The sequence below is a fragment of the Sinomonas sp. G460-2 genome (genome assembly GCF_047759905.1).
Lineage (GTDB): Bacteria > Actinomycetota > Actinomycetes > Actinomycetales > Micrococcaceae > Sinomonas.
The window spans coordinates 22,604-47,144 of record NZ_JBKZWT010000005.1 but is presented as its reverse complement, the minus strand read 5'-3'; the positions used below and the strand labels follow the sequence as shown (position 1 = coordinate 47,144).

Genomic DNA, 24,541 nt, shown 5'->3' with positions numbered 1-24,541 from the left:
CTTTTCCTCGTTCCAGAGGCCGGCCCGCGGCCTAGTCTCGCGGCCCAGCGTACAGGGGCATGCGCAGCACCATCGTCAGGCCTCCGCCCGGGGTCGGCTCGGCCGTGAGCTCGCCGTCCATGGCCTCGATGAAGCCCTTCGCGACAGCGAGGCCCAGGCCGATCCCGGCGCCTTTGCCCTCGTCCCCGAGCCGCTGGAACGGCTGGAACATGGCAAGGACCCGCCCGGTTGGGACCCCGGTGCCGTGGTCGACCACACGCAGCTCGCTCACGGGCCGATCCGCGATGCCCGGGGCAAGGAGGCCCCCGGTTGTCGCCACGATCACGATGTCGCTGTCGGGCGCGTACTTGACGGCATTCTCGACGATGTTCGCGAGGGCCCGCTCGAGCAGGCCCCTGTCGCCGTCGAGCGCCGGAAGGTTCGGGGCCAGGTCGACGCGCACGGAATCGGCCGGCAGCTGCTCGACGACCTCGGAGACGACGTCGAGCCACGTCACCGGCTCGTGGAGCACCGAGAGCGCCTCGCTGTCGATGCGGGACATGTCCAGGAGGTTGCCGACGAGGTTGTCGAGCCGGCCGGAGAAGCCATCGATGGCTTCGAGCATCTCGGCCTGCTCCTCGGGCGAGGTCCTGCCGCGCTGCCGCCGGAGAGCGGTCACGGCAAGGCGGATCCCCGCGAGCGGCGTGCGGAGGTCGTGGGAGACGGCACGCAGGATCGAGGTGCGGATCCGGTTCGACTCCCCCAATTTGACTGTGTCGCGGAGACTCAGCGTGAGCTGCTGCCGCTCGAGGAGGGCCGTGAGGTGGGCCTCGAAGGCCGCCAGGAGCCGACGTTCCCCACCGCTGAGCGGCCGGCCCTTCCAGGCCAGCGTGAGGCCAGCACCCATTTGGTCGGCGCCGTCGGCCTCCTCGGGGTTCGTCGGGACGTCGATCCCGGCGCTGGAGCGCACCTTCCAGGATCCGGCGTCCTCGGCGAGCACGCTCACGGAGGCGAGCTGGAACTCCCCCCTGAGCTGCTCGAGGAACTCCTCGGGACCCTGGTCGCGCGCGAGCGAACCCCGCGCGAGTTCGCTCAGCGTGCCGGCCTCGGCCCGGGCGACGGCGGCGTCCTGCGATCTGCGGGTCGAGACGCCGACGACGAGGGAGAATGCGACCGCCACGGCGAGGAACACCAGGAGCGCGAAGACGTTCTGGGGGTCGTCGATCGTGAACGTGCCGACGGGCGGGGTGAAGAAGAAGTTGAGCAGGAGGGAGTCGAAGACGGCGGCTACGACGGCAGGCCAGAGGCCGCCCACGAACGCGACCGCGACGACGGCGCACAGGTGGGCGAGCGCCTGGGTCGTGAGGTTGAGCTGTGGGAAGGGCAGGAGCGCCAAGGTCATCGCGATCGGCGCGACGAAGGCAAGGACGTAGCCGACCAGTGTGCGCGTGCGCCCGAGGACCGGCGTGAGCCTGAACCGCGGCCCGCGGCCGGCGAGCGAGTGGGTCACCATGTGCACGTCGATGTCGCCGGAGTCGCGGACGACGGCGCTGCCCACCCCGCCGGCGCCGAAGAGCTGCTGGAGGCGCGTGTGGCGGGAGACGCCCACGACGATCTGGGTGGCGTTGACGCTGCGGGCGAAGTCGAGCAGGCTCGAGGCGACATCGTCGCCCGCGATCTGGTGGAAGCTGCCGCCGAGGTCCTCGACGAGCTTCCGCTGCGCAGCGAGGGACTGCTCTGAGCCTTCGGTGAGGCCGTCCGGCCGGCGGACGTGGACGGCCAACAGGTCGCCGCCGCTGACGCGGGCGAGGATGCGCGCGGCCCGCCGCAGGAGGGCCTCGCCTTCCGGCCCGCCCGTGAGGGCCACGACGACGCGCTCACGCGCGGGCCACGTCTCCTCGATCCGATGCCGCTGCCGGTACTCGGCAAGCCCTTCCTCGACGCGGTCCGCGAGCCAGATGAGCGCCATCTCGCGCAATGCCGAGAGGTTGCCGAGCCGGAAGTAGTTGGCGAGGGCAGCGTCGATCTTGTCCGGCGCATAGACGAGGCCGGAGCTCAGGCGCTGGCGCAGGAGCTCGGGCGGGATGTCCACCAGCTCGATCTGGTCGGCCTTGCGCACGATCGCGTCCGGGACGACCTCCTGCTGGCGCGTTCCGGTGATGGATGCGACGACGTCGTTGAGCGAGGCGAGATGCTGGACGTTGACGGTTGTGAGCACGTTGATCCCGGCGTCGAGGAGCTCGTCTACGTCCTCCCAGCGCTTGGGGTGGCGGCTGCCCGGGGCATTGGTGTGCGCGTACTCGTCGACGATGGCCGTGTGCGGCCGCCGTGCGAGGACGGCGTCCACATCCATCTCTGGAAGGTGCGTTCCACGGTATTCGACGCTGCGCAGCGGCACCTGCTCAAGGCCTTCCGTGAGCGCCGCCGTGGCGGCCCGCCCGTGGTCCATGACGACGGCGACCACCACGTCGGTGCCGGCCGCGGCCAGCCGGTGGGCGTCTTCGAGCATGGCGTAGGTCTTGCCGACGCCCGGCGCGGCGCCGAGGAAGATGCGCAGGCTACCGCGTTCCATACTCCCGATTCTTCCAGCCCCCTGCCTTCAGGGAGCCCTACTTGATGCGTGCGGCGATGGCCAGGTTGAGCTTGGTCGTGTTGACCGCAGGCTGGCCGAGCAGGCTCAGCGCCGAGGTGTTCGTCGCGTCCGCGACCATCTGCTCGACATCGGCAGCGCTCAGGCCTGTGGCCTTGGCGACACGGGGCACCTGCAGCTGGGCGTAGGCGGGCGAGATGTCAGGATCCAGGCCCGAGGCCGAGGCCGAGACGGCATCGGTCGGCACGGCCGACTCGGGTACGCCCTCACGGGAAGCGACCTCCGTGCGGGCATCCGCTTCGGCCTTGGCAAGGGCCGGGTCGGAGGGACCGAGGTTCGTCGCACCGGATGTCGTCGGGTCCCACTTGACCGCGGAGGGCCGCGGGAAGAAGAACCGGGTCTCCGTGTCAGGGACGGCCTGGACGATCAGGGTCGACGCGGCGGCCTGGCCGTTGAGCTGGGCGATCGAGCCGTTGGCCTGCGCGGAGGCGACGGCCTGGCCGACGCCGAACATGACCAGCGGGTACAGCACGCCGAGCAGGACCGTCGCCACGGCCAGGAACCGGAACGAGGTCCCGAGCTGTCGCAGGTAGGCATTCACAGTGGTCTCCCCTCCCTTTCTCTATAGGTCAGTGCAGCCCCGGCACGACGGCCAGGAGCAGGTCGATGATCTTGATGCCGATGAACGGGGCGATGATGCCACCGAGCCCGTAGACCAGCAGGTTGCGCCGCAGGGCCTGCTGGGCGGACACGGGCCGGTAGCGCACGCCGCGCAGGGCGAGCGGGACGAGCAGGACGATGATGACCGCGTTGAAGACCACGGCGGCGAGCACCGCACTCTTCGGGCTCGCCAGGCCCATGACATTCAGCAGGCCCAGGCCGGGGAACACGGCCACGAACAGGGCAGGGATGATCGCGAAGTACTTTGCGATGTCGTTCGCCACAGAGAACGTGGTGAGCGACCCGCGCGTGATGAGCAGCTGCTTGCCGATCGCGACGACGTCGATGAGCTTGGTCGGATCGGAGTCGAGGTCGACCATGTTGGCGGCCTCCTTTGCCGCCTGGGTTCCCGAGTTCATCGCGACGCCGACATCGGCTGCTGCGAGGGCCGGGGCGTCGTTCGTGCCGTCGCCGGTCATCGCGACGAGCTGCCCTGCCTTCTGCTCGGCCCGGATACGGGTCAGCTTGTCCTCCGGGGTGGCCTCGGCGAGGTAATCGTCGACGCCGGCTTCCTTCGCGATTGCGGCCGCGGTGAGCTTGTTGTCGCCCGTGATCATGACTGTTCGGATGCCCATGCGGCGCAGGGCGGCGAAGCGGTCGGCGATGCCCGGCTTGACCACGTCGGCGAGGTGGACGGTGCCCAGCACGCGGGGCCTGCCGCCCTCGTCCGTCGCCACCACGAGCGGGGTGCCGCCGTCGCTCGCGATCGCGTCCACTGCCTCGTTCACTTCCGCGGGGACGTCCCCTCCCAGCTCGCGCACCCAGCGGGCGACGGCGGACGCGGCGCCCTTGCGATAACGGTGGTGGTCGTCGTCGAGCCCGCTCATCCGCGTCATGGCCGTGAACTCGACCGCTGTGACCCGGCCGCCGCGCTGGCGGGTGAGCTCGTCCAGGCTCGGGCCGATGGCCCCGCGCTCGGCGGCGAGGTCCACGATCGAGCGGCCCTCCGGGGTCTCGTCCGCGAGCGAGGACAGCCGCGCGGCCTCGACGAACTCGCCCCCGGGCACGCCGGGCGCGGGGAGGAAGTCCACCGCGCGGCGGTTGCCGAACGTGATGGTGCCGGTCTTGTCGAGCAGGAGAGTGGTGATGTCCCCGGCCGTCTCGACCGCGCGGCCGCTCGTGGCGAGCACGTTGTGCCGGACGAGCCGGTCCATGCCGGCGATGCCGATGGCCGGGACGAGTGCGCCGATCGTCGTGGGGATGAGGCACACGAGAAGGGCCACGAGCACGACCGGGGACGGGACCGCGCCGGCGAGGTTCGCGAACGGCACGAGCACCACGGTGACGGCGAGGAACACGATCGTCAGCGCGACGAGCAGGACGTGCAGGGCGATCTCGTTCGGGGTCTTCTGCCGCTCCGCGCCCTCGACGAGGGCGATCATCCGGTCGATGAAAGTCTGCCCCGGGTCGGCGGTGATGCGCACGACGATGCGGTCGGAGATGACCTTCGTCCCACCGGTCACGGCCGAGCGGTCGCCACCCGATTCCCGAACCACAGGAGCGGACTCGCCCGTGATCGCCGATTCGTCGACCATCGCGAGGCCATCCACGATCTCGCCGTCGGACGGGATGACGTCTCCGGCCTCGCAGACCACGAGATCGCCCTTCCGGAGATCCGGGGCGGGGACGCTCTCCTCGAGGGGACCGTTGAGCCGGCGGGCTACGAGACCCTGGCGGCCGGATCGGAGGCTGTCCGCCTGGGCCTTGCCGCGGCCCTCGGCGAGGGCCTCGGAGAAGTTCGCGAACAGGACCGTGAGCAGCAGCCAGACCGTGATGACGATGCTGAAGACGACGTCCGGGCTGCCCTGGGCGATCTGGAAGACGCAGGCGATGGCGGAGACCACGGTGCCGATGAGCACGGTGAACATGACCGGCGAGTGCCGGGACTGTCTGATTAACGGTGGGAACGGCGTGGCCTGACCGAAAGGAAGGGCTATGACCGACACCGCCGAGATGATCGATCCCGTGACTGGGGAGATCATCGATCAGAGGCAGTTAGCGGAGCGGCTGCTGGCACAGGCAAGGGAACAGGGCGTGGGGCTGGTAGGCCCGGGCGGGTTGCTGGCCGGGCTGACCAAGACCGTGCTGGAGACCGCGCTCGAAGCGGAGATGACCGAGCACCTCGGGCACGAGAGGCACGGGCCCGCGGAGGGGCTCAATGTCCGGAACGGCACGCGGTCCAAGACCGTGCTGACGGAGATCGGGCCGGTTGAGATCGAGGTCCCGCGGGACCGGGAGGGCACGTTCGAGCCGCAGATCGTCAAGAAGCGCAAACGGCGTCTGGACGGGATCGACGAGGTCGTCCTGTCCCTGTCCGCGCGGGGCCTGACGACCGGTGAGATCGCGGCGCACTTCGAGGAGGTCTACGGGGCCAGCGTCTCGAAGGACACCGTCAGCCGGATCACCGAGAAGGTCTCTGAGGAGCTGGCGGAATGGGCCAACCGGCCGCTGGACCGGGTCTACCCGGTGCTCTTCATCGACGCGATCCATGTGAAGGTCCGGGACGGGCAGGTGCGCAACAAGCCGTTCTATGTGGTCCTGGGCGTGACGGTGAACGGGGAACGGGACATCCTGGGGATCTGGGCCGGGGACGGCGGGGAGGGCGCGAAGTTCTGGCTCGGGGTCCTGACCGAGATCAAGAACCGCGGGGTCGAGGACGTGTGCATCGCCGTCTGCGACGGGCTCAAGGGCCTGCCGGATGCGATCACCGCGGTCTGGGAGCTCGCCACGGTGCAGGCCTGCGTCATCCACCTGATCCGCAACACCTTCCGGTTCGCCTCCCGGCACTACTGGGAGGAGATGGGCAAGGACCTCAAGCCTGTCTACACGGCCCCGACCGAGGCCGCGGCCCGGGAGCGGTTCGAGGAGTTCGACGCGAAGTGGGGCGCTCAGTACCCGGCGATCAGCAGGCTCTGGCGCAACGCGTGGGCCGAGTTCGCCCCGTTCCTGGACTGGGACGTGGAGATCCGCCGTGTGGTCTGCTCGACCAACGCGATCGAGTCCCTCAACGCCCGCTACCGGCGTGCGGTGAGGGCCCGCGGGCACTTCCCCAACGACGCGGCCGCGCTGAAGTGCCTGTACCTCGTCACCCGCTCCCTTGACCCCACCGGGCGCGGCAGGGCACGCTGGGCCACACGCTGGAAGCCGGCACTGAACGCCTTCGCTATAGCCTTCGAAGGCCGAATCAACTAGATGAACGCCATGCCGTTCCCACCGTTATTCGGACACTCCCCGATGATTCGAAACCTTGCCTTTGGACTCCGCAAGTTGCCGTCGGAGCTGTTCGTTCTGGAGCTGGGCGACGTGCAGTGCCCGAACGAGGGCTTCGTTGTCGGACTTCAGCTGCCGGATCAGCTCTCTGTCATCTTCCCGCAGACGCTTCAGCCGCGCCGTCTCGCGTCGGAGGCGCCGTTCGCTGTCGGGCATCTCTCCGCGTGCCCGCAGCTTCTCGTAGAAGAGGTTCTTCAGGTCCAGATGCCGTTGGGTGAGCGCGTTTCTGGGTACTCCCGCTTCTGCGGCGAGGGCTACGACGGTCATGGCGCCATTGGAGTTCTGCGGTGTTCCCTCGAGGATTCGCTCCATGGCTGCGCTGATGCGGGCTCGTTCGTCGTGCGCGGGGCTCATTCGGTCTCCTCGAGGGGAATACGGGATCGGTCATGCTGGTCTGCTTCCTCGCGGAGCCGCTGTGCCCGGGCCTTCAGCCGGTGCCCGAGAGGCTCCGGGGAATGCGCTGCCTGTGCCTCCAGGGACTCTGCCTCCTGCCGCAGGAGCTGTGCGTGGCCGTCGGTGCGTGCGATGTTGGCGCAGGCTGGGACGCAGCGGTCGAGGCGAGGGGAATCGCGTTCGGTGACGCGGTGGCATAGGGCCCGGTCCGGTCTGTAGACGCACATGAGCATGGCCGTGGGATTCTCGTAGACGGTCAGCGACGGGTTCTGCAGGAGCGCTCGAGCCTGCCTGGGGTTGATGATCGTGCCGGCGAATTCTGGGGCATGCTGTGCGGCGTGGATGGCCCTGCGGGCTGCCGGGCCCGAGATGCCCACGCCGTTCGCCAGGCCTTCGTTGAGCGAAGCGAGGGTGTCGGCGACGGCAAGTGCCGTTTCGACGTCGAGGAGGTCGTGGATCCCGTTCCGGCTCCGGGACGCGTAGCCGGCGCTCATGGCGGTGCGCATGTGGCCGTACTGGACGGCGAGGGCGACGAGCCCGCCGGGGCGTCGGGCGATGTGCCAGGCCAGCGTCCGGCGGAACCGGGAGACTCCGACCGAGCCGTACCCGTCGGCAGGGATCACCTCATGCGGGCGGTCAAGCTTCTTGGCGAGACCTGACGCCCAGGCGATGAACTTCTCGATCCTGGGGTTCATGGTGGATGCGGCGACCCCGCCGAAGAGGTACCCGTCTGGAACCATCCTCTCGACAATGCGGATGGCGCGGACTACCGGTTCGATCGCGACCCACGGGACGTCGCGCACGATGCCCTGCGGGACGTGGTTGCCGTCCTCGTCGACGGCGGTCTTGAACACGCGCCCGTAGATCAGATGGCGCCCGGATTCGGGGTCCGGGCAGCATCCCCGCTCGAGCCCCTGGATCTCGCGGGGCCTCATTCCCGTCAGGTAGGAGACCACGATCTAGGCCGCGGTTGCCAGGTGGGTCTTGAGTGCGCGCACTTCCGAGTAGTCGATGTGCTCCTTCCACGGGACGCCGTCGACCGTGCCGGAAAGCCCTGTGAGAATGGGAGCCGGGCCGTTCGCCGCCAGGAGATGCTCGCGCCATGGGCCCATGCCCACCTGCGAGTAGACCTGGCTGACCGATGCCCCTGTGAGGTAGGCAATGTACGTTGCTGCCAGTCGGGTCCGGCTCTCTTCCGCCATGCTCGGAAGCGGGGCTCCGGCGGCGATGAGGCGTCCGAGGTAGTCCTTGAGCGCGGCCAGGCCTTCCGGGGTTGGGATGGTCTGGTTGACCTTGGCGAGGATCTCGTCCTTGCGCTTGACCGCGGCGAGTATGTCGTCTGCGAAGTCGTCGACCACGCGCAGGGCCCAGATCAGCAGTGGGCCCATGGTTTCGGGGGTGATCGGCTCTGTGGTGTTCTCGCCCGCGGGGGACCCTGCCGGGAGGTAGTCGTCGGCGCCCTCGCTCAGCCATGGGGGCTCGCAGAAGCCGGTCGGGAAGGGGTTTGAGGAGTCCAGGGCCCACATCCGTGTCAGGGCCGCGAGGGCCTTCTGGACCCCGGCGCGCGGAACTCCCCGGTCGCTTCCGAGGTGGAGGGCATAGGCCCGCAGGTCTTCCGGCGTGCATTCGCCCAGCGAGGACCGGCCTCTCTCGTCCCACCATTGGCAGAACGCCCTCCAATGGGCGACGGTCGCATACACCTGGCCGGGAGAGACCGTGGTCCGCCACCTGCTGGGTTTTCCGATCAGGAAGGAGGCCGGGAGCGGGGTGTTGATCAGCAGCCAGCCCAGGTGGCGCAGCTCCTCCCGGAGGGCCTCCGGTACAGTCTCCAGTGGATCCTGCCGCGCGGTACGCCCGGGCCGTGATCCAGTGCTTCCAGGCTCCACGTGGGGTCTGTGTAGGCGGGGATCGGGCCGGTGAATCCCTTGGCGACCAGGCGGGGCAGGATGGCGTCGGCGTGCGGCGCCGGGCGTGCGTCGGTCGCTTCGATTGCGAGGGTCACAGGTCGTATCTCCCTTCGAGGAGGCTGGCGATGGTTTCCCGATCCGCGGAGGTCACGGCGGCCAACGCTGTCGCCCATGCCTCGGCCCCGATCCGGCGCCTGAGGTCCTCAAGGCGTATGAACGGATTGCCCCAGTCCGCCGCCCACGTCTCCTCTCCCAGGACCGAACGGAGGCCGGCCAGGCAGCGGTGCAGGTGTGCCAGGCGCGCATGGTGCTTCGGGTGTATCCGGGCGTTGGGGCAGGCGGTGCACATCAGGAACGACGCCCGGCATCCCGTCCCCTGAGCGGTGAACGGGCTGTTCCCGTAGTCGGTGCACTCCGCCGTGGGAGTCTCCTGGGAACCCGGGACGGCGGCGGAATCGGCCAGCTGCGCGCGCAGCACGGTGTGCCGGGCATGTGCCAAAGCTCCTTCGGCTCCCTCGGCGATGACCGGCACGGAGGCCTGCTGCACCTGCGGCTCGCGCAGGACATAGACCGAATCGTGGGTGTCCTGGCTGTTCTGGCCCGGCTCCCTGCGGTGCAGGGCGTTCACCGTCTTCCGCAGCCTGCGCAGGGGCGCCCCGGTCAGGCCGGTTGCCGCAAGCCAGGAGTCGGACGCGTTCTTGGTGAGGCCGATACCGAAGGGTGGCACAGGAGACAGGTTCCGAGGCCCCGGCAGGACGTTCCGCCACACGAGCAGGAAGTCCAGGGCGCCGTCCGCGGCAGTGACGACAGCCCGCGCAGGGGACGTCGCCTCCAGCGCGTTCGTGATCAGCCGGCCCGGGGTGTCGGCATCACCGGTGTCCGGGAAGTTCCGGGTCTCGAAGCGGCGCCCAGCCCCTCGCCGCGGCTTCTCCAGCTCCATCCGGTAGATCGGGAACCCGTCGGCTCCGGCGCCCGCCAAGGCCCGCGGGGTCCGCAGCTCCGACACCACGGTGGCGTTGAGGCCGAACTCCATCACCAGCAGCACCGCCAGCGCATAGGCCTCCGCACGGGTCAGGAAGAGCCGCATCCACGTGTGCTGCGGGGCGGCTCCCCCGAGGGCGGCGACGAACCGGGCGAAGTAGTACCTCGTGCCCTTCTTCATCACCGTATGGGGGATGAAGCCGGTGCGGGCCAGCGAGTCCAGGGCCTCGCCGATGGTCCAATCCTGGGATCCCGGCTCGAAGGCCTCCTCCCGCCACTGCCGCAGATGCTCGGTGTTCGCCCTGATCCTCAGGTGGGCGGCGCGGAACATCTTCCGGGCCGTCGCGCGCAGCTCCTCGAACTCCTCCGGGGCCAGTGCCCGCTCTTCGGCCCTGGCCGCGGGAAGCCTCTTGGCCATCGCAGACCTCGTCTCCTCGCCAAGCTCCTCGTGTCCCCTGAGGAAGCTGCCCAGAGAGGTCACCTGGGCATAGCCGTGGAGCCCTTCCGGGCGCCGCAGCCGCCACCGGTTCCAGAGCGCGGGCGTGATGTCGGACAGCGCCTGGGGCGGCGTGTCCTGTTCGGCGCAGAACCGCGCGAACGCGCGAAGATGGAACCACATCGCCTCGCTCGACTTGAGCGAGTCCCACCCGCCGCCCGGAGCGCACTTCTCGGCGAACCACCGCGCGAAGACGCGCTGCAGCTCGCCGCACACCTGCACCCGGCCGAAGTCGAAAGTGCGCTCCCGCCCCTTCCTGTCCCGGTGCACGACCTCCAGCCCATCGTGCCGGCGTGGGACTGGACGGCGATGAGGCTCCTGCGGCAGGGTGGCCCGTCGCCCCCGCCCACTCACAGGACCGGCACGTCTTCGCTCAGGTCCTGGATCCTGCCCGTCTCCGTCGCGAGCCGGGAGAGGATCCAGGAGACGTCCTCGGCCCCGCCTGGGTCTTCCGGTTTCGCCGGCGATGAGGAGATCAGCGAGTCCAGCTGGAGGTCGGACACCGGCGCCAGGTAGATGCTGCGGGTGGTCTCGACGTCCGCGTGGCCGAGCAGGTCCTGGACCATCCGCCAGGGATCACCGTAGAGGAGGCGGAAGTCGCGGCGCTCCTGCGGATTCAGGCCCAAGCGCACGTCCATGACATGGTGCAGGGCGACCAGCATGAAGAGCGCGAAGGAATGCCGGCACATATGCGGTGTGCAGAATGGGGCATCGCCCCCCGACCCCGCCAGGACCTTCGCGCACCGTGCGGTCGCGGACCGGAAAACCCCCTCCCACGACGCCGGACGGAACGGCAGCCCGGACTCGCTGAGCCACAGCCACAGCGGTTCCGGACCCTCGGGCCCCTCCGTGAAGAGCATTGCTCGCTCCTGTACGCCCGCCCGGGCCAGAGCCGTCTCCCCGGCCGTTCCGTCCCGGTCACGCCAGCGGAGGACCTTCGTCCGGTGCCCCGAGACCGATGTCACCAGGCGCATCTGTGGGAGCTCGTCATACCTGCCCCACCGTTGGGCTCGGCGGACCACCGCGGCCCGGCCCGATTCGCAATACGCCTCGATCTCACCCACCACCTGCGTGGCGGCATAGAACGTGCGGGCGCGCTTGGACTTCGTCACCGCCGGGGCCAGCCGGCCCGCGTGGTAACGGCGGGCATCGGCCCTCCGGCGCGGGACCTCCAGAGTCAGCAGCGAGGCCGCCTCGGTCAGCCGCAGGCCCGACGTGAACAGCAGGTCCGCGAACGCCGAATTCCTGTCCTCCAGCCGCCCGACCCATCCCGCGTCCGGAGGACCGTCCGCGGTGAATCCGCGCAGGCCGACATCCACCCAACGCCGGAACATCCTCGGCGTCAGCCAATGCACATCAGCCGACTTCGCATCCTTGGCCCGCGCCGCTGGCACCTGCACGACTCCTCCGCGCCGCCCCACCGCCTCACGCGTCTCGATCGGGCTCACCGGGATGTGCCCCTCCCTGACCGCCCACGAGTACAACCGGCCCAGAGCGGCCAGGCCGCGGTTCCAGCGGGCGCCTCCGACCCTTTGCGGGTTGCTCACCGATCTCGTGCGCCAGTCCTCGAAATCCCACAGGTCGTCTGAGGATGCTTCGTCCCAGTCCTTGCCGCGGTTCCACAGGAAGTCGAAGAAGACGCAGTAGTCGGTCGTGTAGTTCCGCTTGGTCTCCTGCTCAAGCCGGCCAAAAGACGAACGCACGAGGAAACGGGCAAGGCGTCCGTCGACCTGCCAGTTCGGAGAAAGCATGATCGGAGTTCCGGGACGGACGCCGGACCGCGCCTCGTACTCCTCGAGTTCGTCCCAATCGCGCAGATCCGGCAGCCGTAGCGACTCGACGGACCTGCTTGCCGGCACCCAGTACACACGCCATCCCGTCACAGAAAGTCTCCCTCTCGAACGGCATCAACACGCCCATTCAACAGGGAATTCGAGACCACGCCTTCGATACCCGTCCCGGCAAGCTCGTCCCACCACGCCAGGGCGACCTCTCGGTCGAGGGTCGCGGGCGAGAGCTGCATCGGCGGGACGAACACGGAGGCGAGCTCCTCTAGAAGCCGGCGCCGGTCCACCAGCTTCAGCGGGCGCACATCGCGGCCGAGGACCGCGAGGACGTCGAACGCGACGAAGCTCGCCGGCCGCTCGGCCGCGAGCCGCCTGGCGAGGGCAGGGCCCGCGCCGATCCGGCGCACGACCGCATCGAAGTCCAGACGCCCGTCTCCCCACGAGACGATCTCGCCGTCGACGACCGTCGAGTCAGGGATCAGGGCGAGGGCAGCCTGCTCGAGCTCCGGGTAAGACGCGTTCGGCACCGTTCCGGGAGAAGATCCTCGCGCGTCCGTCTTCAACCGTCAGACCCGCGCGGACGCCATCCCATTTGGGCTCGAATTGCATGGCCGGTCCATGCGGGATTGTCGCGGCGGCCCTGGCCTGGGCGAGGTCGAAGGCCCCGCCCAGGGCCTCAGCCCGCCCCGCCGCCATCACCGCCTGCTCCAGGGGATGACGGCTCGGCGTCCTCTCCCCCAATCTCGCGCTCCTCATAAGAGCGCATCAGCCGGACGCCGAACCAGGGGTCGTGTCCGGCTTGGGTGCCGTTGAGCCCGTCGCGGACTCGCATGCTCAGATACTCGAGATCGCTGGTCATCTCAGCCTCCACCACCAGTGTGAACGCCAGGCGGCCCCGTGCCGCGTCCCAGACGGCGAGGAATTCCCGCCCAGCCTTAGAACGAAGCGCTCTTCGGCTGTGCCTCTCGTTCGTCCGTTGGGAGGGGCATACCGGCGGCATAGGCCGCGGAAGCCAAAGGCTCGAGTTGGTCGACGCTGAGGAATTGGCGAAGGCGGCGCCACAGTTCTTGCACCTCGTAGACCAGCAGCGCTGCATCCTGCGTGAGGCGGAGACGCTCGCCGAAATGGGTAGCTAAAGCCTCCGCGAAGCGTCCGAGAATGTCCGTGTGCACCGACGCAAAGTGAAGATGCTCGGTGAAACCGACGGGCGAGAGGGCAAAGACGGCAAGGGCCTCTGGTATCCGCTCGCCGAGGAACGGAATGATGTCGGCGATGGCTTCCAGCTCTCCGGTCTGGGGCTTCCTTGGGATGCCTCTGAAGCGTCGCCCCATCCATTCCTTGATCCACAGGTCCCAGACCTGTTCTCCGGTAGCTGGGTCCATCCGCTCGGCCGCGCGTGCAAGGACGGCAGCGAACCTTTCCCCGGATCGGTCGTCCGCGTAGAGGACGGGGAGGTCCACGAGTGCTTTTCGCTGGTCCTGCGATATGGCGAAGAAGTTGGCTATTAAGACGAGGATGCCGAGGTATTGCTCGGGAAGGGATTCCCGAGCCTGAGTCGTCTGGGTCAGCAGGTCGGAGCTGTCCATGACGATCTTGAGGAATCCGCGCTCCAGCGTTCGGTTGGACAGTCTTGGACGGGAGAGGAAAGCGGGCCAAGCGAAGGGCTTGCTCTCGGGTTTGGAGAACAGCGGGAACAAGTGCGCTTCGGCGAATTCGGGGTCTGCTTCGTGGAGGAGGTAGAGCTCACTTGCCGCGGCAGCCCAGACGACCCGGTTCCCGGGGCACTGATCCTCGAGTAGCTGGATGAACGATTTGCTCTCGTTCTGGTCGAGTCCTCGCCATCCTTCCCGGTCTGCTTGCCATCGCCGTGCTATGGCTCGAATCCAGAAGTACGCAAGGTCTCCCGGCCAGCTGTTCAATGCCCACTCGAGGGGGTCGTCGGTGGGGTCATCTCGGAAGTCGAGCTTCCTGGCCGCCCAGAGCTCACGTGCGACCTTGCCCATTGCCTCGAAGGCCTCTGGTATGTAGGGCGACTCGCGTTCGGCCTGATCGTGCAGGAAGCGTGCAATGTCCCGTTCGCCGCCTGGCACCGCGATCAGCTGCCCCGCAAGGTTCACGGCTTCGACCAGCCGGCCTTCCAGATCCGCTCTGCCCCACCCGGTTATAACCTCGCGTCTGATGTCAGACGCTTGATCGCCGATGCCGTCCAGTCGCGACGAATCCCAGAGCAGGAATCCGACGCTGGGAGTGGCTTCGCAGGCCGCTCGGACGACGGCGAGGGCGTCGTCCCATGTCGGTTCGTCGAAGCGCCGTTCGGTGTAATCGTGGGAAAGCAGCCGGTCGAGAGCCGGTTCGATTCCCAGGCTCAGCGCGATCTGGACGAACTCGTCTGCCGGCAGCGGCAGGCGGCCGCCCCAAGTGCCCGTTTCCATCCAATGGTCGAGGTCCGGATGCTCGCGAGGACGGAAGTCTTGATGCTCGGCTTGGATGGCCGAGAGCGCAGTCCTGGCTTCAGCCCATTCCGGATCTGCCTCGGTCAGCCAAACCAGGATATTGAAACGCCCATAGTCCCAGCGTCGCTTCCTCTCCCCGCTGGCATCAGGGCGCTCGGCGGGTCCACGGGCGACGCGCTCGAGCACTCCGTTCTTGGTCTCGGGAGAGGCATTAGGCACGGCCGCCCTGAGGACCATGTACGTCTCGTGCTTCGTGACGGCGTCGAAGAAGAGGTCGCGGTCCATGAGCCAGCCGATCTTCGCATTGGCGTCCAGATCGTCCGATATGCCGAGCGCATGAACGGACAGCCGGCGGAAGAGCGGGTATTCCAGCGCCCACCACCGCTCGTGCAGGCTGGCGTTCGCCCGGTTTCGGGCCGTCTCGCTCAGGGCGTCCACGAGGAAATGCAGCACGTCGAAGCCGCTGTTCTGGTCATGGGCTTCGACTGCCGGCCTCCTGAATGCGAATGGGTCGTAGAACCGCTCCCCGTCGTAGGCGTGGACCATGTCGTAGGCCGCGATGAGCGCCCCCTCGACGACGAGCCTGGTCGCATCGCTGTAGGCCTCTCCGGTCGCTTTGAGCCGGTCCCAGAACAGGCGCAAGAGGTACTCCTCAGCCGGCCATTTGACGTCTGCGGTGGGGATCTGGGGCGTGCCATCGTCGTCGGCGGACCACGACCAGGACTTCTTGAGCACAAGATACGGGGCCAGCACGGCACGCAGGACGGTTCGGGCACCAGCCGGATCAGTGTTGTCGGATGCCAGCGCCCGGTCGATTCTCGATGGCATCGTATGTCCGGGAATCGATGTCGCCAGAAGGGCCTGCCAACGTCGGGCCGCAGCCTGGTCCAAGCCCGCGAGGCGAGCCACCGACATCTGGAGCATTTCAAAGAGCTCTCGGCTCAGTGCCGGTCCAAGCCGTTGCATGACCCCGAGGGCGAGATGCTGCATCTCGGGCTTCTCGGCGAACTCAAGGCAATACCATGCGGCCAGCTCGCGGGCGGGGCCGCTCGCGGCTCCCGATTCCCGGAACAGAGATGCGAACACGTCGCGGCCTTCGAGCCATTCCAGCCACTCCCTGCCTCTCGCGTGGGCGACAAGGTCACGAGCACCCTCTGAGTGCTTCAGACGCTCGAGGACGTAGTCGAGATCGATCAGTGACCGCGGAATTCCGTTCTCGACGATCTCGGCCATGCGCGACTGGTGCTCGGTCCGTCCCATGCGCGCCAACAGCGTCCATTCGGTGAGGGCCTCGGTCAGCGCGGGGTGTCCTTGCGTGTCCGGGTATCCGATCGGTTTGACCCCGAACCGATCCCAACGCGGGTGCCGCGGGCATTCGGTAAGGACGTACCTGCGCGTCCGGGAGGGGAGGCCCATGGCCAAATAGCCCATGACAGGATCGGTGTGGCTGTACCCGACGAAAAGGACCACGAATTCGTCGAACATCCGCTGAAGGAAGCGCGTTGCCCAAGCGTCTGTCAGATAGGACTTTCCGAAGTCGCGGTCTGTGATCACGAGGCTCTTAGGGCCGCGTGAGATCGATCCGTGCAGATAGACGAGTCCGGTGAAATCGTCCCCAAGGGGAAGGGCCGGCCCGCAATAGATGTCCCAGGACCGAGATCCGCCTTTTGCGGTCGCGGCCGCTGCCTCGGCGGTCAAATGGCCATCGAAATTGGTCGTAACGATCCTCTGTTTGTGGGAGGCCAGCGCCAGCTCAACCAAGGCCCGATGGGTCTCGTTGGGCCGCGAATCAGGCCGGCCGACCAGCTCGTGCACCCGGGAATGCACATCGAGCTTGCGCGACAGCTCTCCCAGGAAGGTGTCGATCCCCGGAGAAGGCGCGAATGGGACACCGGCCATGTCAGCCAATTTCCTTGCGAGTCCCTCGAAGCTCGGCAGGCCGGACGGCTCGTTCATGGATGCACCAGCACCCACGAAGAGGACGAGGCGTCCCTCTGCGTGCGCGTCGATGACCTCCAAGGGAAGGTCAACTTCACCCGTGATCCACATGTCCCCCCGCTCTCAGAATCCTGTTTTCGAGCTGCCTGTCCTCGACCTTACAGTCAGGGCTGGCTTGCCCAGATACCGTCCAAGCAACTCGTTCGCGGTCCGAGATGAGCGACCCATCGAGCTCTTCAGCCCCCGCAAAAGTCGCTCCATGAGGCCTGATCCGCATCCGTCCAGTGGGCAATACAGTGAGCCTGTGACGGACGAAGAGCCTTGGTACGCTCAGCTCCGTATCCAGTGGAAGCCCGAGCGCGTCAGGCTGCTGATGATCGCAGAGAGCGCCCCGGCCAATGGAGGGGACGAATCTAGCCGCAGGTTCTTCTATGCACCGCGGCTGGGCCGTGCCGACAATCTGTTCCGCGGCGTAGTCCATGCGATGTACGGAACCTCGAAGCTGGATCTCCAGCGGACCGGGAAGCACCCCTGGCTGGAACGCCTTTGCGATGACGGCTTCCTCCTCATCGATCTCGCCCCGTACCCCGTCAATAACCTCAGCCGCGCCGAACGCCGGCAAATCCATCTCGAAGCCGTCCCAGGATGTGTCGCGCGCGCAGCGGCACTGGATCCCACGGGCATTGTCGTGGTGAAGAAGGATCTCTACGGGGTGCTTGCCCGACCGCTCCTCGAGGCGGGCCTCCCCCTGCTGCAGGACGGTCCCATCGCGTTCCCCCTCGGCAACACGCGCGCTGAGTTCGTCGCCGGGTTCAACCTGGCTAGGTCACAGCTTCCCGCACGGCATGCAAGTTGAGTTTCGGGACCGGACGCAAGAGGGCGCGGCTCAGCTGGCTTTGACGGTGGCGAGTTCGTCCCAGTGGGTGGTGGCCCGGGGCGAGAGCATGTCGCGCCTCATCCGCCACTGCGGCCCGGGGCGCAGGCCTCCGTGGCCGAGGCCGAGCATGTCCTTGCCAATCCTCTTCTGGATCTGGTCGATGAGGGTGGCGATGCCCTGTTCCTCGTGCCGGTAGCGGAAAGGCTCCAGGGCCTGCTGCCCGGTGGCGGGGCGCAGGTCGGTGAGCATGATCCCAGCCCTCGCGTACCGGGTGCCTTCCTCGAGGCACGGCAGGAGCCGCTGCGCGGCCTTGGCGAGCACGACCGGATCCGTCGTGGGCGCCTGGAGGGGCACGAACACGGTGGGGAAGGACCGCTCCTCGGCGTAGTGCGACGTCCCGGCGAAGGCGGTGAGGATCTTCGCGGCCTGGTGGTGGTGTTCTAGGCACGCGGCGCCCTGCTGGGCGTAGACGGAGAGGACCTGGCGCATCTCCGCCCGCGTGGTCACGGGAGAGGAGAACGAGCGGGAGAAGATCAGCTGCTCCTTGCCCTCGCGCACCTCCTCGAACGGGATGCACGGGGTCCCCTTCAGCTCCAGGACGGTGCGCATGACCACGACGTTGAACCGGTCCCGGATCATCACGGGATCCGCGGCCGCTAGATCGGCGATCGAGAAGATCGCGAGGGCGGCGAGGCGCTTCTCCAGCCGCCCGGCGATGCCCCAGACGTCCGAGACCGGCAGCTGGGCCATGAGGCTCGCCCGCCACTCGGGGCGGGTGGACTCCCACACGCAGACCCCGTCGAAGACCGGGAGCTTCTTCGCACAGCGATTGCTCAGCTTGGCCAATGTCTTGGTCCTCGCGATCCCGACGCACACTGGCACCCCGACGAGCCGGCGGAGCGTGGTCCGGATCTCGCGGCCGAGGGCCGCCAAGTCGCCGGCGGCCGCGCGGGGCCCGAGGCCGAGGAACGCCTCGTCGATCGAGTACGTCTCAAGCCAGGGCCCGAAGCGGGCCAGGACTTCCATCACCCGCCGGCTCAGATCCCCATACAGCTCGTAGTTGCTGCTCTTCGGGATCAGTCCGGTACGGGGCGCGAGCGGGGCGAGCTTGAACCATGGCTCCCCCACCTCGACGCCGAGCGCCTTGGCTTCCTTGGATGCGGTGACCACGCAGCCGTCGTTGTTCGACAGGACGCAGACTGGAACGCCCTCGAGCGAGGGGTCGAAGACCCGCTCGAAGGACGCGTAGGCGCTGTTCACGTCCACGTGCGCCACGAGCTCGTGCATCGGCTCAGCCAGCACGACGCCGCCCCGGTAAAGGTGATGTATGCAGTAAGTCGCCACCCCCCAAACGGCCCATTCGGAAGGCTCGGGGACGACGATGTCCGGGTACTTGGGGTTCTCGGCGTGCAGGACGACACCGCGGGCGGTGAGCCAAAGACGTTTGACCGTGAGCTCGCCGTCGAGCACCGCCACGACGACGTCGCCGTGCCGGGGCTCGAGGGAGCGGTCGACGAGGAGCTCGTCGCCGTCGCTGATCCCGGCCTGTTCCATCGAGTCCCCCGCGACGCGGACGATGAAAGTGGCGGCCTTGTCCTTCACCAGCTGCTCGGTGAGGTCGATCGGCCCGTCATAGTAGTCCTGGGCCGGGCTCGGGAACCCGGCCGGCACGGACTGGGGGGCGACCGGCAGGGGCAGCGGCTCCGCGTCGACGCGCAGCGGATTCAGCACGAAGGCCCAGCAACCTCTCGTTCAAATCTTTGTATGATATAGATTCACTCACCTCGAACATATGTATTGGGTATCTGCTTAGCTGAAGTAGGCTGAGGTATGGCCGATTTGTCGCCGCAGATGCCTCGTGCCGGTGTGGACTACCCGAGGACTTTCGGGCAGTTCCAGGAATGGTTCGCCACCGATGAGGCCTGTCTCGAGTATCTTGCGGGGCTGCGCTGGCCGGAGGGCTTCGTCTACCCGAACTGCGGCGGGCGCGAGTACTGGCGCACCGGCGCGGGGCTGTGGATGTGCAAGGCGTGCTCTCGCCGGACGTCGGTGACGGCCGGGACGATCTTCGACCGCACGCGCACGCCGCTGAGGACGTGGTTCGCGGCGGTGTGGTTCGTGACCTCCCAGAAGAACGGCGTGTCCGCCCTCGGCCTGCAGCGCGTTCTGGGGCTGAACTCGTATGAGACGGCGTGGGCGTGGATGCACAAGCTCCGCCGCGCCATGGTCCGCCCCGAGCGGGAACTGCTCTCCGGGCTGGTCGAGGTCGACGAGAGCTTCATCGGCGGCGTCCACCGGGACATGCCAGGCCTCGGGTCCGACAAGATCTCGGTCCTGATCGCCGCCGAGCACCTGGGCCACAACCGGATCGGACGCATCCGCCTCGAGCCAGGGCCTACCGATCGCAGGCTCGCGCTGGTGAAGTTCGGACAGCGCGTCGTCGCCCCCGGATCCACGATCCGCACCGACGGGGCGAGGCAGCTGCGGCGCTTCGCCGACCTCGGCTACCAGCACGAGTACTTCACCCAGCTCGGCTCGGACATCCCGGCACACGTGAACATGCCGGCCGTGCACATGGCCGCCTCCCAGCTCAAGCGCTGGATCGACGGCACACTGCACCAGGGCATCTCACGCGAGCAGCTGGCCTACTACCTCGACGAGTTCACGTTCCGCTTCAACCGTCGCACCTCCACCAGCCGCGGGCTGCTGTTCTACCGCCTCCTCCAACAGGCCACGAACACCGACCCCGCGCCCCTGAAGGACCTCGTCATCCCCCGGGACACCGACTCCCGCGGCGACATCAGGCTGACCCCAGACCCTGACAACAGGTAGAACCCGAACCATGGTCGGATGCCTTCCCTCGGATGCCCGACAGATCATTACACGAATTCCTGTACAGTTGTCGGTGTGGAGACCTTGGCTGCGAACGACGTGCTGGCCCGGTTCGGCAAGGCGCTGGCGGACCCGACGCGTGCATCGATCCTGATGCGCCTCAAGGACGGGCCCGCCTTCCCCGGGGAGCTGGCCGAGGCGATCGGGGTGAGCAGGCAGGTGCTCTCGAACCACCTCGCCTGTCTGCGGGACTGCGGGCTCGTGGTCGCCGAGCCGGACGGACGGCGGGTCCGCTACGAGCTCTCGGACGCCAAGCTCGCCCACGCTCTAGGCGACCTGCTGAGCGTGATCCTCACGGTCGAGCCGGTGTGCTCGTGCTCGGTGCCGGAGTGCCCGCAGTGAGCGCGGTAACCGTGGACCGACGCCTCGTCCTGTCGCGCAGGATCCGCCGGTTCTCCACGGCGGTCATCGCCTACAACACCCTCGAGGCGGCTGTGGCAATCGTTGCCGGGGTCCTCTCGGGGTCGGTGGCGCTGGTCGGCTTCGGGCTCGACTCCGTCGTCGAGGTGGTCTCCGCGGCCGCGATCTTCTGGCAGTTCGCCGGCGGCGACCACGAGCGCCGCGAGAAGGCCGCGCTGCGCATTGTCTCGGGCCTGTTCTTCGTCCTGGCCGCCTACCTCGTCATCACCTCGGGGCTGAAGCTCCTCGGCGCCGAGGAGCCGGTCGAATCCCCGGCCGGGATGGTGCTGACGGCGGTGAGCCTGGTCGTGATGCCGCTACTGTCCTACGGCCAGCGGCGCGCCGGGCGCGAGCTGGGCTCCCGAAGCGCGGTCGCAGATTCGAAGCAGACGCTCCTGTGCACCTACCTCTCCGCCGTCGTCCTCGTCGGCCTCGCGGTCAACGCCCTGTTCGGCTGGTCCTGGGCCGACCCCGTTGCCGCCCTGGTGATCGCAGGCGTCGCGGTGAAGGAAGGCATCGAGGCCGCCCGCGGCGACGCCTGCTGCACGCCCGCGGGCATCCTCCCGATGGAAGCCGACGAGACGCAGCCAGCCCAGCAGCCTGAGGCAGAGTCGGCCGCCTCGAGCGAGGCGGACTGCTCGTGCTGCGCGCCCGAGCAGCCGCAGCAGCTGCGGATCGGACGAATCGAGCATTGAGCGGGCACTGCCTCCACGCCGTGGACGACGGGCAGGACCGGCGTCAAAGCGAAACCCGTCGCGACTTCAGCTAAGCAGATACCCAATACATATGTTCTTCTCAATGGTAGATCCTGCCTCCGACACTCTGTTCGGAAGTCCACAATTGTCCTCCACCAAGGCCGGAGGCATCCGATGGGGCTCACGGGCGACGCACCACGGCTGCTGGCAGCTTCTGGCGCCAACGAATAGACAGGGCGCGGCAAGGGCAGACCCACTCACTGGAGACTGTAGGCTGCGTTGTGTCTAAGAACCGAGGCCGCAGGAAGTCGTCGTCAAAAGGCCGTCGGACTTCAGCGCCCGGACCGCTGTCAACCGAGCTGCCCCTACCCCGTGTGACCGAAACTGTCCGAGTAGCTGTGGTTCCGGTAATGGAGCCAGCCCCTTTCCCTCGTCCGTCGAGTGAAGGCAATCCCGGCATCTATCGGGTTGTCTTCGTCTTGGGAGTGCCGGGCGCCCACAACGTCTTGATGCCACACGTGAGCATCTCTGAGCTCCTGAAGTCAGGCGATTCGCGCATAGCCGGCGCACAAGCTCTTCTCGAGCGAGGCCGCGATGGGGAACCGACGGCGGAAGTCATGCTTGTTCCGAACCGGCATGGACGACTGGCACGAGCCGAGCTCAGGATCATGGCAGACAACTTCCGCGATGCAGAAATAGGCGCATCCGACATTGTGCTGCCGATGCTCAGCTGGCTAGCCTTCACCACCGACACGGCGGTTGATGCCGTGGCGGTGGTCCTTTCCGAGGAATCCTCTGGTGCCGTTCAGACCATCGTGACTCTCCCGGGACAGGTAAAGTCACTGCCGTCCGGACAGCCGATGCTGAGCCATCCGGACATGGAAAAGTACTTCTCCGCCTACCGTGAAGGCCTAACCTCGAATTCGCCCCTGTACCAAGCTGTCGCGTTCCACAAACTGATTGAGGGGATTCGGAGCTTCGCCACCCGGCGAGCCCGAGACACAGGTGAGACGAACTACAAACCCGAGAAGAACGGCCTACTCACGACCTTCCACATTCCCCGTGCCGAGACGGATCTGCCATACAAGACTCCATGGGAACTCGAGCCATTCCGGCCCTACCTCGGCAAATCTTTCGAAAAGGTCTACACAGCGACGATTCATCTGGCCAGGAACGCCGCATTGCACATCAACCCCGGGCAGGAGCTGCGGGTTGCTGACTATGTCAGCGACACCAACACCTGCAGGGAAGCCGCCCCAGTCCTGCGCCATATGGCCCGGATCCTCATAGAGCACGAACTCGCGCGCGTCACGGGAGACGGGATCCAACCCGAACACCCGGAACCGTTGGAAGAGCAGCCCGATCAGAAATTGGTCAGCACCCCGCTTGAAGGGGACTGATCCGGGAGTCTCAATGACATCCGCCTGCACGTCGACGAACACTCAGTCCGGTCGGAATCCGCTCCCGCTGGGGGATACTGTCGACGTGATCGACTGGCCAAATGCCCTTGTCGGATTCGGCTCCGGCGTCTTAACCACGGTGATGTTCTGGATTCCGGATCGAATACGCGCTACACGGCAGCGACGTGACGAGATTTGGGAGTCATGGAAGATAGCGATGAAGGACATCGAGCTATTGATGTGGCGGCGTGAGACCCGAACGAGAGACATCTACGAGGCTCGGAGCCGATACCCGATCGACCACTGGCGCTCTGTGCTCAAGGAACCCGAGGGCTTCACCCTCTTGGAGCAGGTGGAAGCGGCATATTCATCAGTAGAGCACTTCGCCAACCTGCTCGCCGTAGGCGGCACTCCCGAAAACAGGGCGCGCTTCGTCCGCGCAGAGAGCGATTGGAACGCCGCACGAACCGCTCTTTCGAACTACTCGCGCAGAGCGCAGTCCGAAAGCTACCAGCAACTCCTCCGTCGCGAAGACGGCCGAAGAATCCGCCGCCAAGTCCTTCGTGAGCCCATCACAACGATCAGGCGCCTCATCAGGATGAGGAAGCCCTCCAAGTAACCGACGGCCGATCGTGCGCTTGTCCGAGTCCGAGCACTTGATCTCGCACGTCGAGCACAAGCGCCCTTCAAAACTGTCCCGTGTGGTCAATCGAGAACTGACGACGAGGTATGTTGTTGGGGTGCACCCCCGCACCACGTCAGGCACGCGGGCCGGATCGTGTCAGATTCGAGTCGGCGTGGCGTTTTATCTGACACCGATCCTTCGGGGTCTAGAGTCTTTCCTGACAGACTCATCCGGGAAGAAGGTGGACGCATTGCGTGTGGGGTATGTGCGGGTGAGCTCGGCCCTTCAGTCGACCGTGCGGCAGCTCGACGGCATCCCTGCGGAGAAGACCTTCACCGACCACGCGTCCGGGTCGAGCCTGGACCGGCCCGGGCTGTCGGAGATGCTCGGCTTCGTGCGCGAGGGCGACACGGTGCTCGTGCACTCCATGGACCGGCTCGCCCGCGACCTCGACGACCTGCTCCGCCTCGTCGGCCAGCTCACCGCCAAGGGCGTCAGGGTCGAATTCGTCAAGGAGGGCCTGGCGTTCACTGGGGACGACTCCCCCATCGCGAAGCTCATGCTCGGCATCATGGGGTCCGTGGCCGAGTTCGAGCGGGCACTCATCCGGGAGCGCCAGGCCGAGGGCATCGCCAAGGCCAAGGCCCGCGGCGTCTACAAGGGCCGGCAGGCGAAGCTCACCGAGGCATCGGCGGCCGCGATGGTCGCCCGCGCACGGGCGGGCGAGTCCAGGGCCTCCCTGGCCCGCGAATACGGCATCAGCCGCGAGACCGTCTACGCCTACCTGCGGGCAGCAGTCCCCTCCACCGCGGCTTCCCCTGCCGAGTGATCTGCCTGTGCCCGATGAGCAGCGCCGGCCGCTTGAGCCACCTCGCCCGGGCAATTTCCCGGGCTCGTCATACGGGAATCGGGCAGGCCGGGAATCGTGCGGTTCTCAGGCGCCGCGGCGGCCGCCGACGAGGCGTCCGGTGGACGGCCGGCTTACGGACGCAGCGGTCCGAGGCGGGCCAGGCGCCCTCGGCGGGGTCAGCCGACTGGGTGGCCGTGGGAGCAGTGGTCTTGGCCTGGGGGGATCTCGTGTCCTTGGATGCAGGTCCGCTCGGGTGGGAGGGGCTGGTCGTGGGAGCTGAAGAAGATCC

20 protein-coding genes and 1 pseudogene are annotated in these 24,541 nt (G+C 67.4%); 8 read left to right on the top strand and 13 right to left on the bottom strand.

What is annotated here, in order from left to right; genetic code table 11:
- Nucleotides 1-31 precede the first annotated feature (31 nt).
- Genes ACLN58_RS01430 through kdpB form a run of 3 tightly spaced genes read right to left on the bottom strand, consistent with a single transcriptional unit; the run spans nucleotide 32 to nucleotide 5,271 of the window.
- On the bottom strand, nucleotides 32-2,551 hold the full coding sequence (locus ACLN58_RS01430) for a DUF4118 domain-containing protein (RefSeq protein ID WP_415853491.1): 2,520 nt from the start codon (nucleotides 2,549-2,551) through the stop codon (nucleotides 32-34).
- A gap of 37 nt (nucleotides 2,552-2,588) precedes the next feature.
- On the bottom strand, nucleotides 2,589-3,170 hold the full coding sequence (kdpC, locus tag ACLN58_RS01425) for a K(+)-transporting ATPase subunit C (protein WP_415853490.1): 582 nt from the start codon (nucleotides 3,168-3,170) through the stop codon (nucleotides 2,589-2,591).
- Nucleotides 3,171-3,198: 28 nt separating this feature from the next.
- A complete protein-coding gene (gene kdpB, locus ACLN58_RS01420; protein ID WP_415853489.1) occupies nucleotides 3,199-5,271 on the bottom strand; it encodes a potassium-transporting ATPase subunit KdpB in 2,073 nt (690 codons plus the stop codon).
- Here kdpB and ACLN58_RS01415 point away from each other — a divergent pair.
- The gene (locus tag ACLN58_RS01415) at nucleotides 5,243-6,481 is read left to right on the top strand and encodes an IS256 family transposase (protein ID WP_415853499.1); all 1,239 of its coding nucleotides are present in this window, start codon (nucleotides 5,243-5,245) and stop codon (nucleotides 6,479-6,481) included. The two genes, kdpB and ACLN58_RS01415, sit on opposite strands and share 29 nt — an antisense overlap.
- 24 nt (nucleotides 6,482-6,505) lie before the next feature.
- Here the strand turns inward: ACLN58_RS01415 and ACLN58_RS01410 are convergent, their stop codons facing one another.
- The 8 genes from ACLN58_RS01410 to ACLN58_RS01375 form a co-directional block, all read right to left on the bottom strand.
- Nucleotides 6,506-6,913, bottom strand: a complete 408-nt coding sequence (locus ACLN58_RS01410) for a hypothetical protein (protein ID WP_415853488.1) — start codon at nucleotides 6,911-6,913, stop codon at nucleotides 6,506-6,508.
- A complete protein-coding gene (locus ACLN58_RS01405) occupies nucleotides 6,910-7,908 on the bottom strand; it encodes a hypothetical protein (RefSeq protein WP_415853487.1) in 999 nt (332 codons plus the stop codon). Before ACLN58_RS01405 ends, ACLN58_RS01410 begins: the two co-directional genes overlap by 4 nt.
- Nucleotides 7,909-7,911: 3 nt before the next feature.
- A complete protein-coding gene (locus ACLN58_RS01400; RefSeq protein WP_415853486.1) occupies nucleotides 7,912-8,838 on the bottom strand; it encodes a hypothetical protein in 927 nt (308 codons plus the stop codon).
- Nucleotides 8,839-8,950: 112 nt separating this feature from the next.
- A complete protein-coding gene (locus ACLN58_RS01395; RefSeq protein WP_415853485.1) occupies nucleotides 8,951-10,606 on the bottom strand; it encodes a hypothetical protein in 1,656 nt (551 codons plus the stop codon).
- Between the two features lie 80 nt (nucleotides 10,607-10,686).
- A complete protein-coding gene (locus ACLN58_RS01390; protein ID WP_415853484.1) occupies nucleotides 10,687-12,219 on the bottom strand; it encodes a tyrosine-type recombinase/integrase in 1,533 nt (510 codons plus the stop codon).
- Entirely contained in the window at nucleotides 12,216-12,650 is a 435-nt protein-coding gene (locus ACLN58_RS01385) for a hypothetical protein (protein ID WP_415853483.1), read from the bottom strand. The genes ACLN58_RS01390 and ACLN58_RS01385 overlap by 4 nt, the downstream gene beginning before the upstream one ends.
- 149 nt (nucleotides 12,651-12,799) lie before the next feature.
- Nucleotides 12,800-12,982 (bottom strand): hypothetical protein, encoded by a 183-nt coding sequence (locus ACLN58_RS01380; protein WP_415853482.1) that lies wholly within the window; start codon nucleotides 12,980-12,982, stop codon nucleotides 12,800-12,802.
- A 76-nt stretch (nucleotides 12,983-13,058) separates the two neighbouring features.
- Nucleotides 13,059-16,595 (bottom strand): SIR2 family protein, encoded by a 3,537-nt coding sequence (locus ACLN58_RS01375; protein WP_415853481.1) that lies wholly within the window; start codon nucleotides 16,593-16,595, stop codon nucleotides 13,059-13,061.
- Between the two features lie 223 nt (nucleotides 16,596-16,818).
- Here ACLN58_RS01375 and ACLN58_RS01370 point away from each other — a divergent pair, with 223 nt between their 5' ends.
- Entirely contained in the window at nucleotides 16,819-17,370 is a 552-nt protein-coding gene (locus tag ACLN58_RS01370) for a hypothetical protein (RefSeq protein ID WP_415853480.1), read from the top strand.
- A 30-nt stretch (nucleotides 17,371-17,400) separates the two neighbouring features.
- Here ACLN58_RS01370 and ACLN58_RS01365 read toward each other — a convergent pair whose 3' ends face one another.
- Both ACLN58_RS01365 and ACLN58_RS01360 read right to left on the bottom strand, forming a co-directional pair.
- A complete protein-coding gene (locus ACLN58_RS01365) occupies nucleotides 17,401-18,678 on the bottom strand; it encodes a Y-family DNA polymerase (RefSeq protein ID WP_415853498.1) in 1,278 nt (425 codons plus the stop codon).
- A 30-nt stretch (nucleotides 18,679-18,708) separates the two neighbouring features.
- A pseudogene (locus ACLN58_RS01360) lies at nucleotides 18,709-19,122 on the bottom strand (LexA family protein); the annotation flags it as partial.
- Between the two features lie 99 nt (nucleotides 19,123-19,221).
- Here ACLN58_RS01360 and ACLN58_RS01355 point away from each other — a divergent pair.
- From ACLN58_RS01355 to ACLN58_RS01330, 6 genes are all read left to right on the top strand, one after another.
- Nucleotides 19,222-20,223, top strand: coding sequence for an IS1595 family transposase (locus tag ACLN58_RS01355; RefSeq protein ID WP_415853479.1), 1,002 nt, complete (start codon nucleotides 19,222-19,224; stop codon nucleotides 20,221-20,223).
- Nucleotides 20,224-20,298: 75 nt separating this feature from the next.
- Nucleotides 20,299-20,625, top strand: coding sequence for an ArsR/SmtB family transcription factor (locus ACLN58_RS01350; protein WP_415853478.1), 327 nt, complete (start codon nucleotides 20,299-20,301; stop codon nucleotides 20,623-20,625).
- Nucleotides 20,613-21,377, top strand: a complete 765-nt coding sequence (locus ACLN58_RS01345) for a cation diffusion facilitator family transporter (protein WP_415853477.1) — start codon at nucleotides 20,613-20,615, stop codon at nucleotides 21,375-21,377. The genes ACLN58_RS01350 and ACLN58_RS01345 overlap by 13 nt, the downstream gene beginning before the upstream one ends.
- Nucleotides 21,378-21,895: 518 nt before the next feature.
- Nucleotides 21,896-22,777, top strand: a complete 882-nt coding sequence (mauJ, locus tag ACLN58_RS01340) for a methylamine utilization protein MauJ (RefSeq protein WP_415853476.1) — start codon at nucleotides 21,896-21,898, stop codon at nucleotides 22,775-22,777.
- Between the two features lie 85 nt (nucleotides 22,778-22,862).
- On the top strand, nucleotides 22,863-23,396 hold the full coding sequence (locus tag ACLN58_RS01335; protein ID WP_415853475.1) for a hypothetical protein: 534 nt from the start codon (nucleotides 22,863-22,865) through the stop codon (nucleotides 23,394-23,396).
- A 247-nt stretch (nucleotides 23,397-23,643) separates the two neighbouring features.
- Nucleotides 23,644-24,231: a recombinase family protein gene (locus ACLN58_RS01330; protein ID WP_415853474.1), complete on the top strand. Its 588-nt coding sequence runs from the start codon at nucleotides 23,644-23,646 to the stop codon at nucleotides 24,229-24,231.
- Nucleotides 24,232-24,541 lie beyond the last annotated feature (310 nt).

What these genes read in the sequence shown, in the direction of transcription:
- kdpB (WP_415853489.1), bottom strand. Translation starts at nt 5,271, where the DNA reads ATGATCTCCCCAGTCACGGGATCGATCATCTCGGCGGTGTCGGTCATA.
- ACLN58_RS01355 (WP_415853479.1), top strand. Translation starts at nt 19,222, where the DNA reads ATGGCCGATTTGTCGCCGCAGATGCCTCGTGCCGGTGTGGACTACCCG.
- ACLN58_RS01415 (WP_415853499.1), top strand. Translation starts at nt 5,243, where the DNA reads ATGATCGATCCCGTGACTGGGGAGATCATCGATCAGAGGCAGTTAGCG.
- ACLN58_RS01365 (WP_415853498.1), bottom strand. Translation starts at nt 18,678, where the DNA reads ATGCACGAGCTCGTGGCGCACGTGGACGTGAACAGCGCCTACGCGTCC.
- ACLN58_RS01410 (WP_415853488.1), bottom strand. Translation starts at nt 6,913, where the DNA reads ATGAGCCCCGCGCACGACGAACGAGCCCGCATCAGCGCAGCCATGGAG.
- ACLN58_RS01380 (WP_415853482.1), bottom strand. Translation starts at nt 12,982, where the DNA reads ATGACCAGCGATCTCGAGTATCTGAGCATGCGAGTCCGCGACGGGCTC.
- ACLN58_RS01430 (WP_415853491.1), bottom strand. Translation starts at nt 2,551, where the DNA reads ATGGAACGCGGTAGCCTGCGCATCTTCCTCGGCGCCGCGCCGGGCGTC.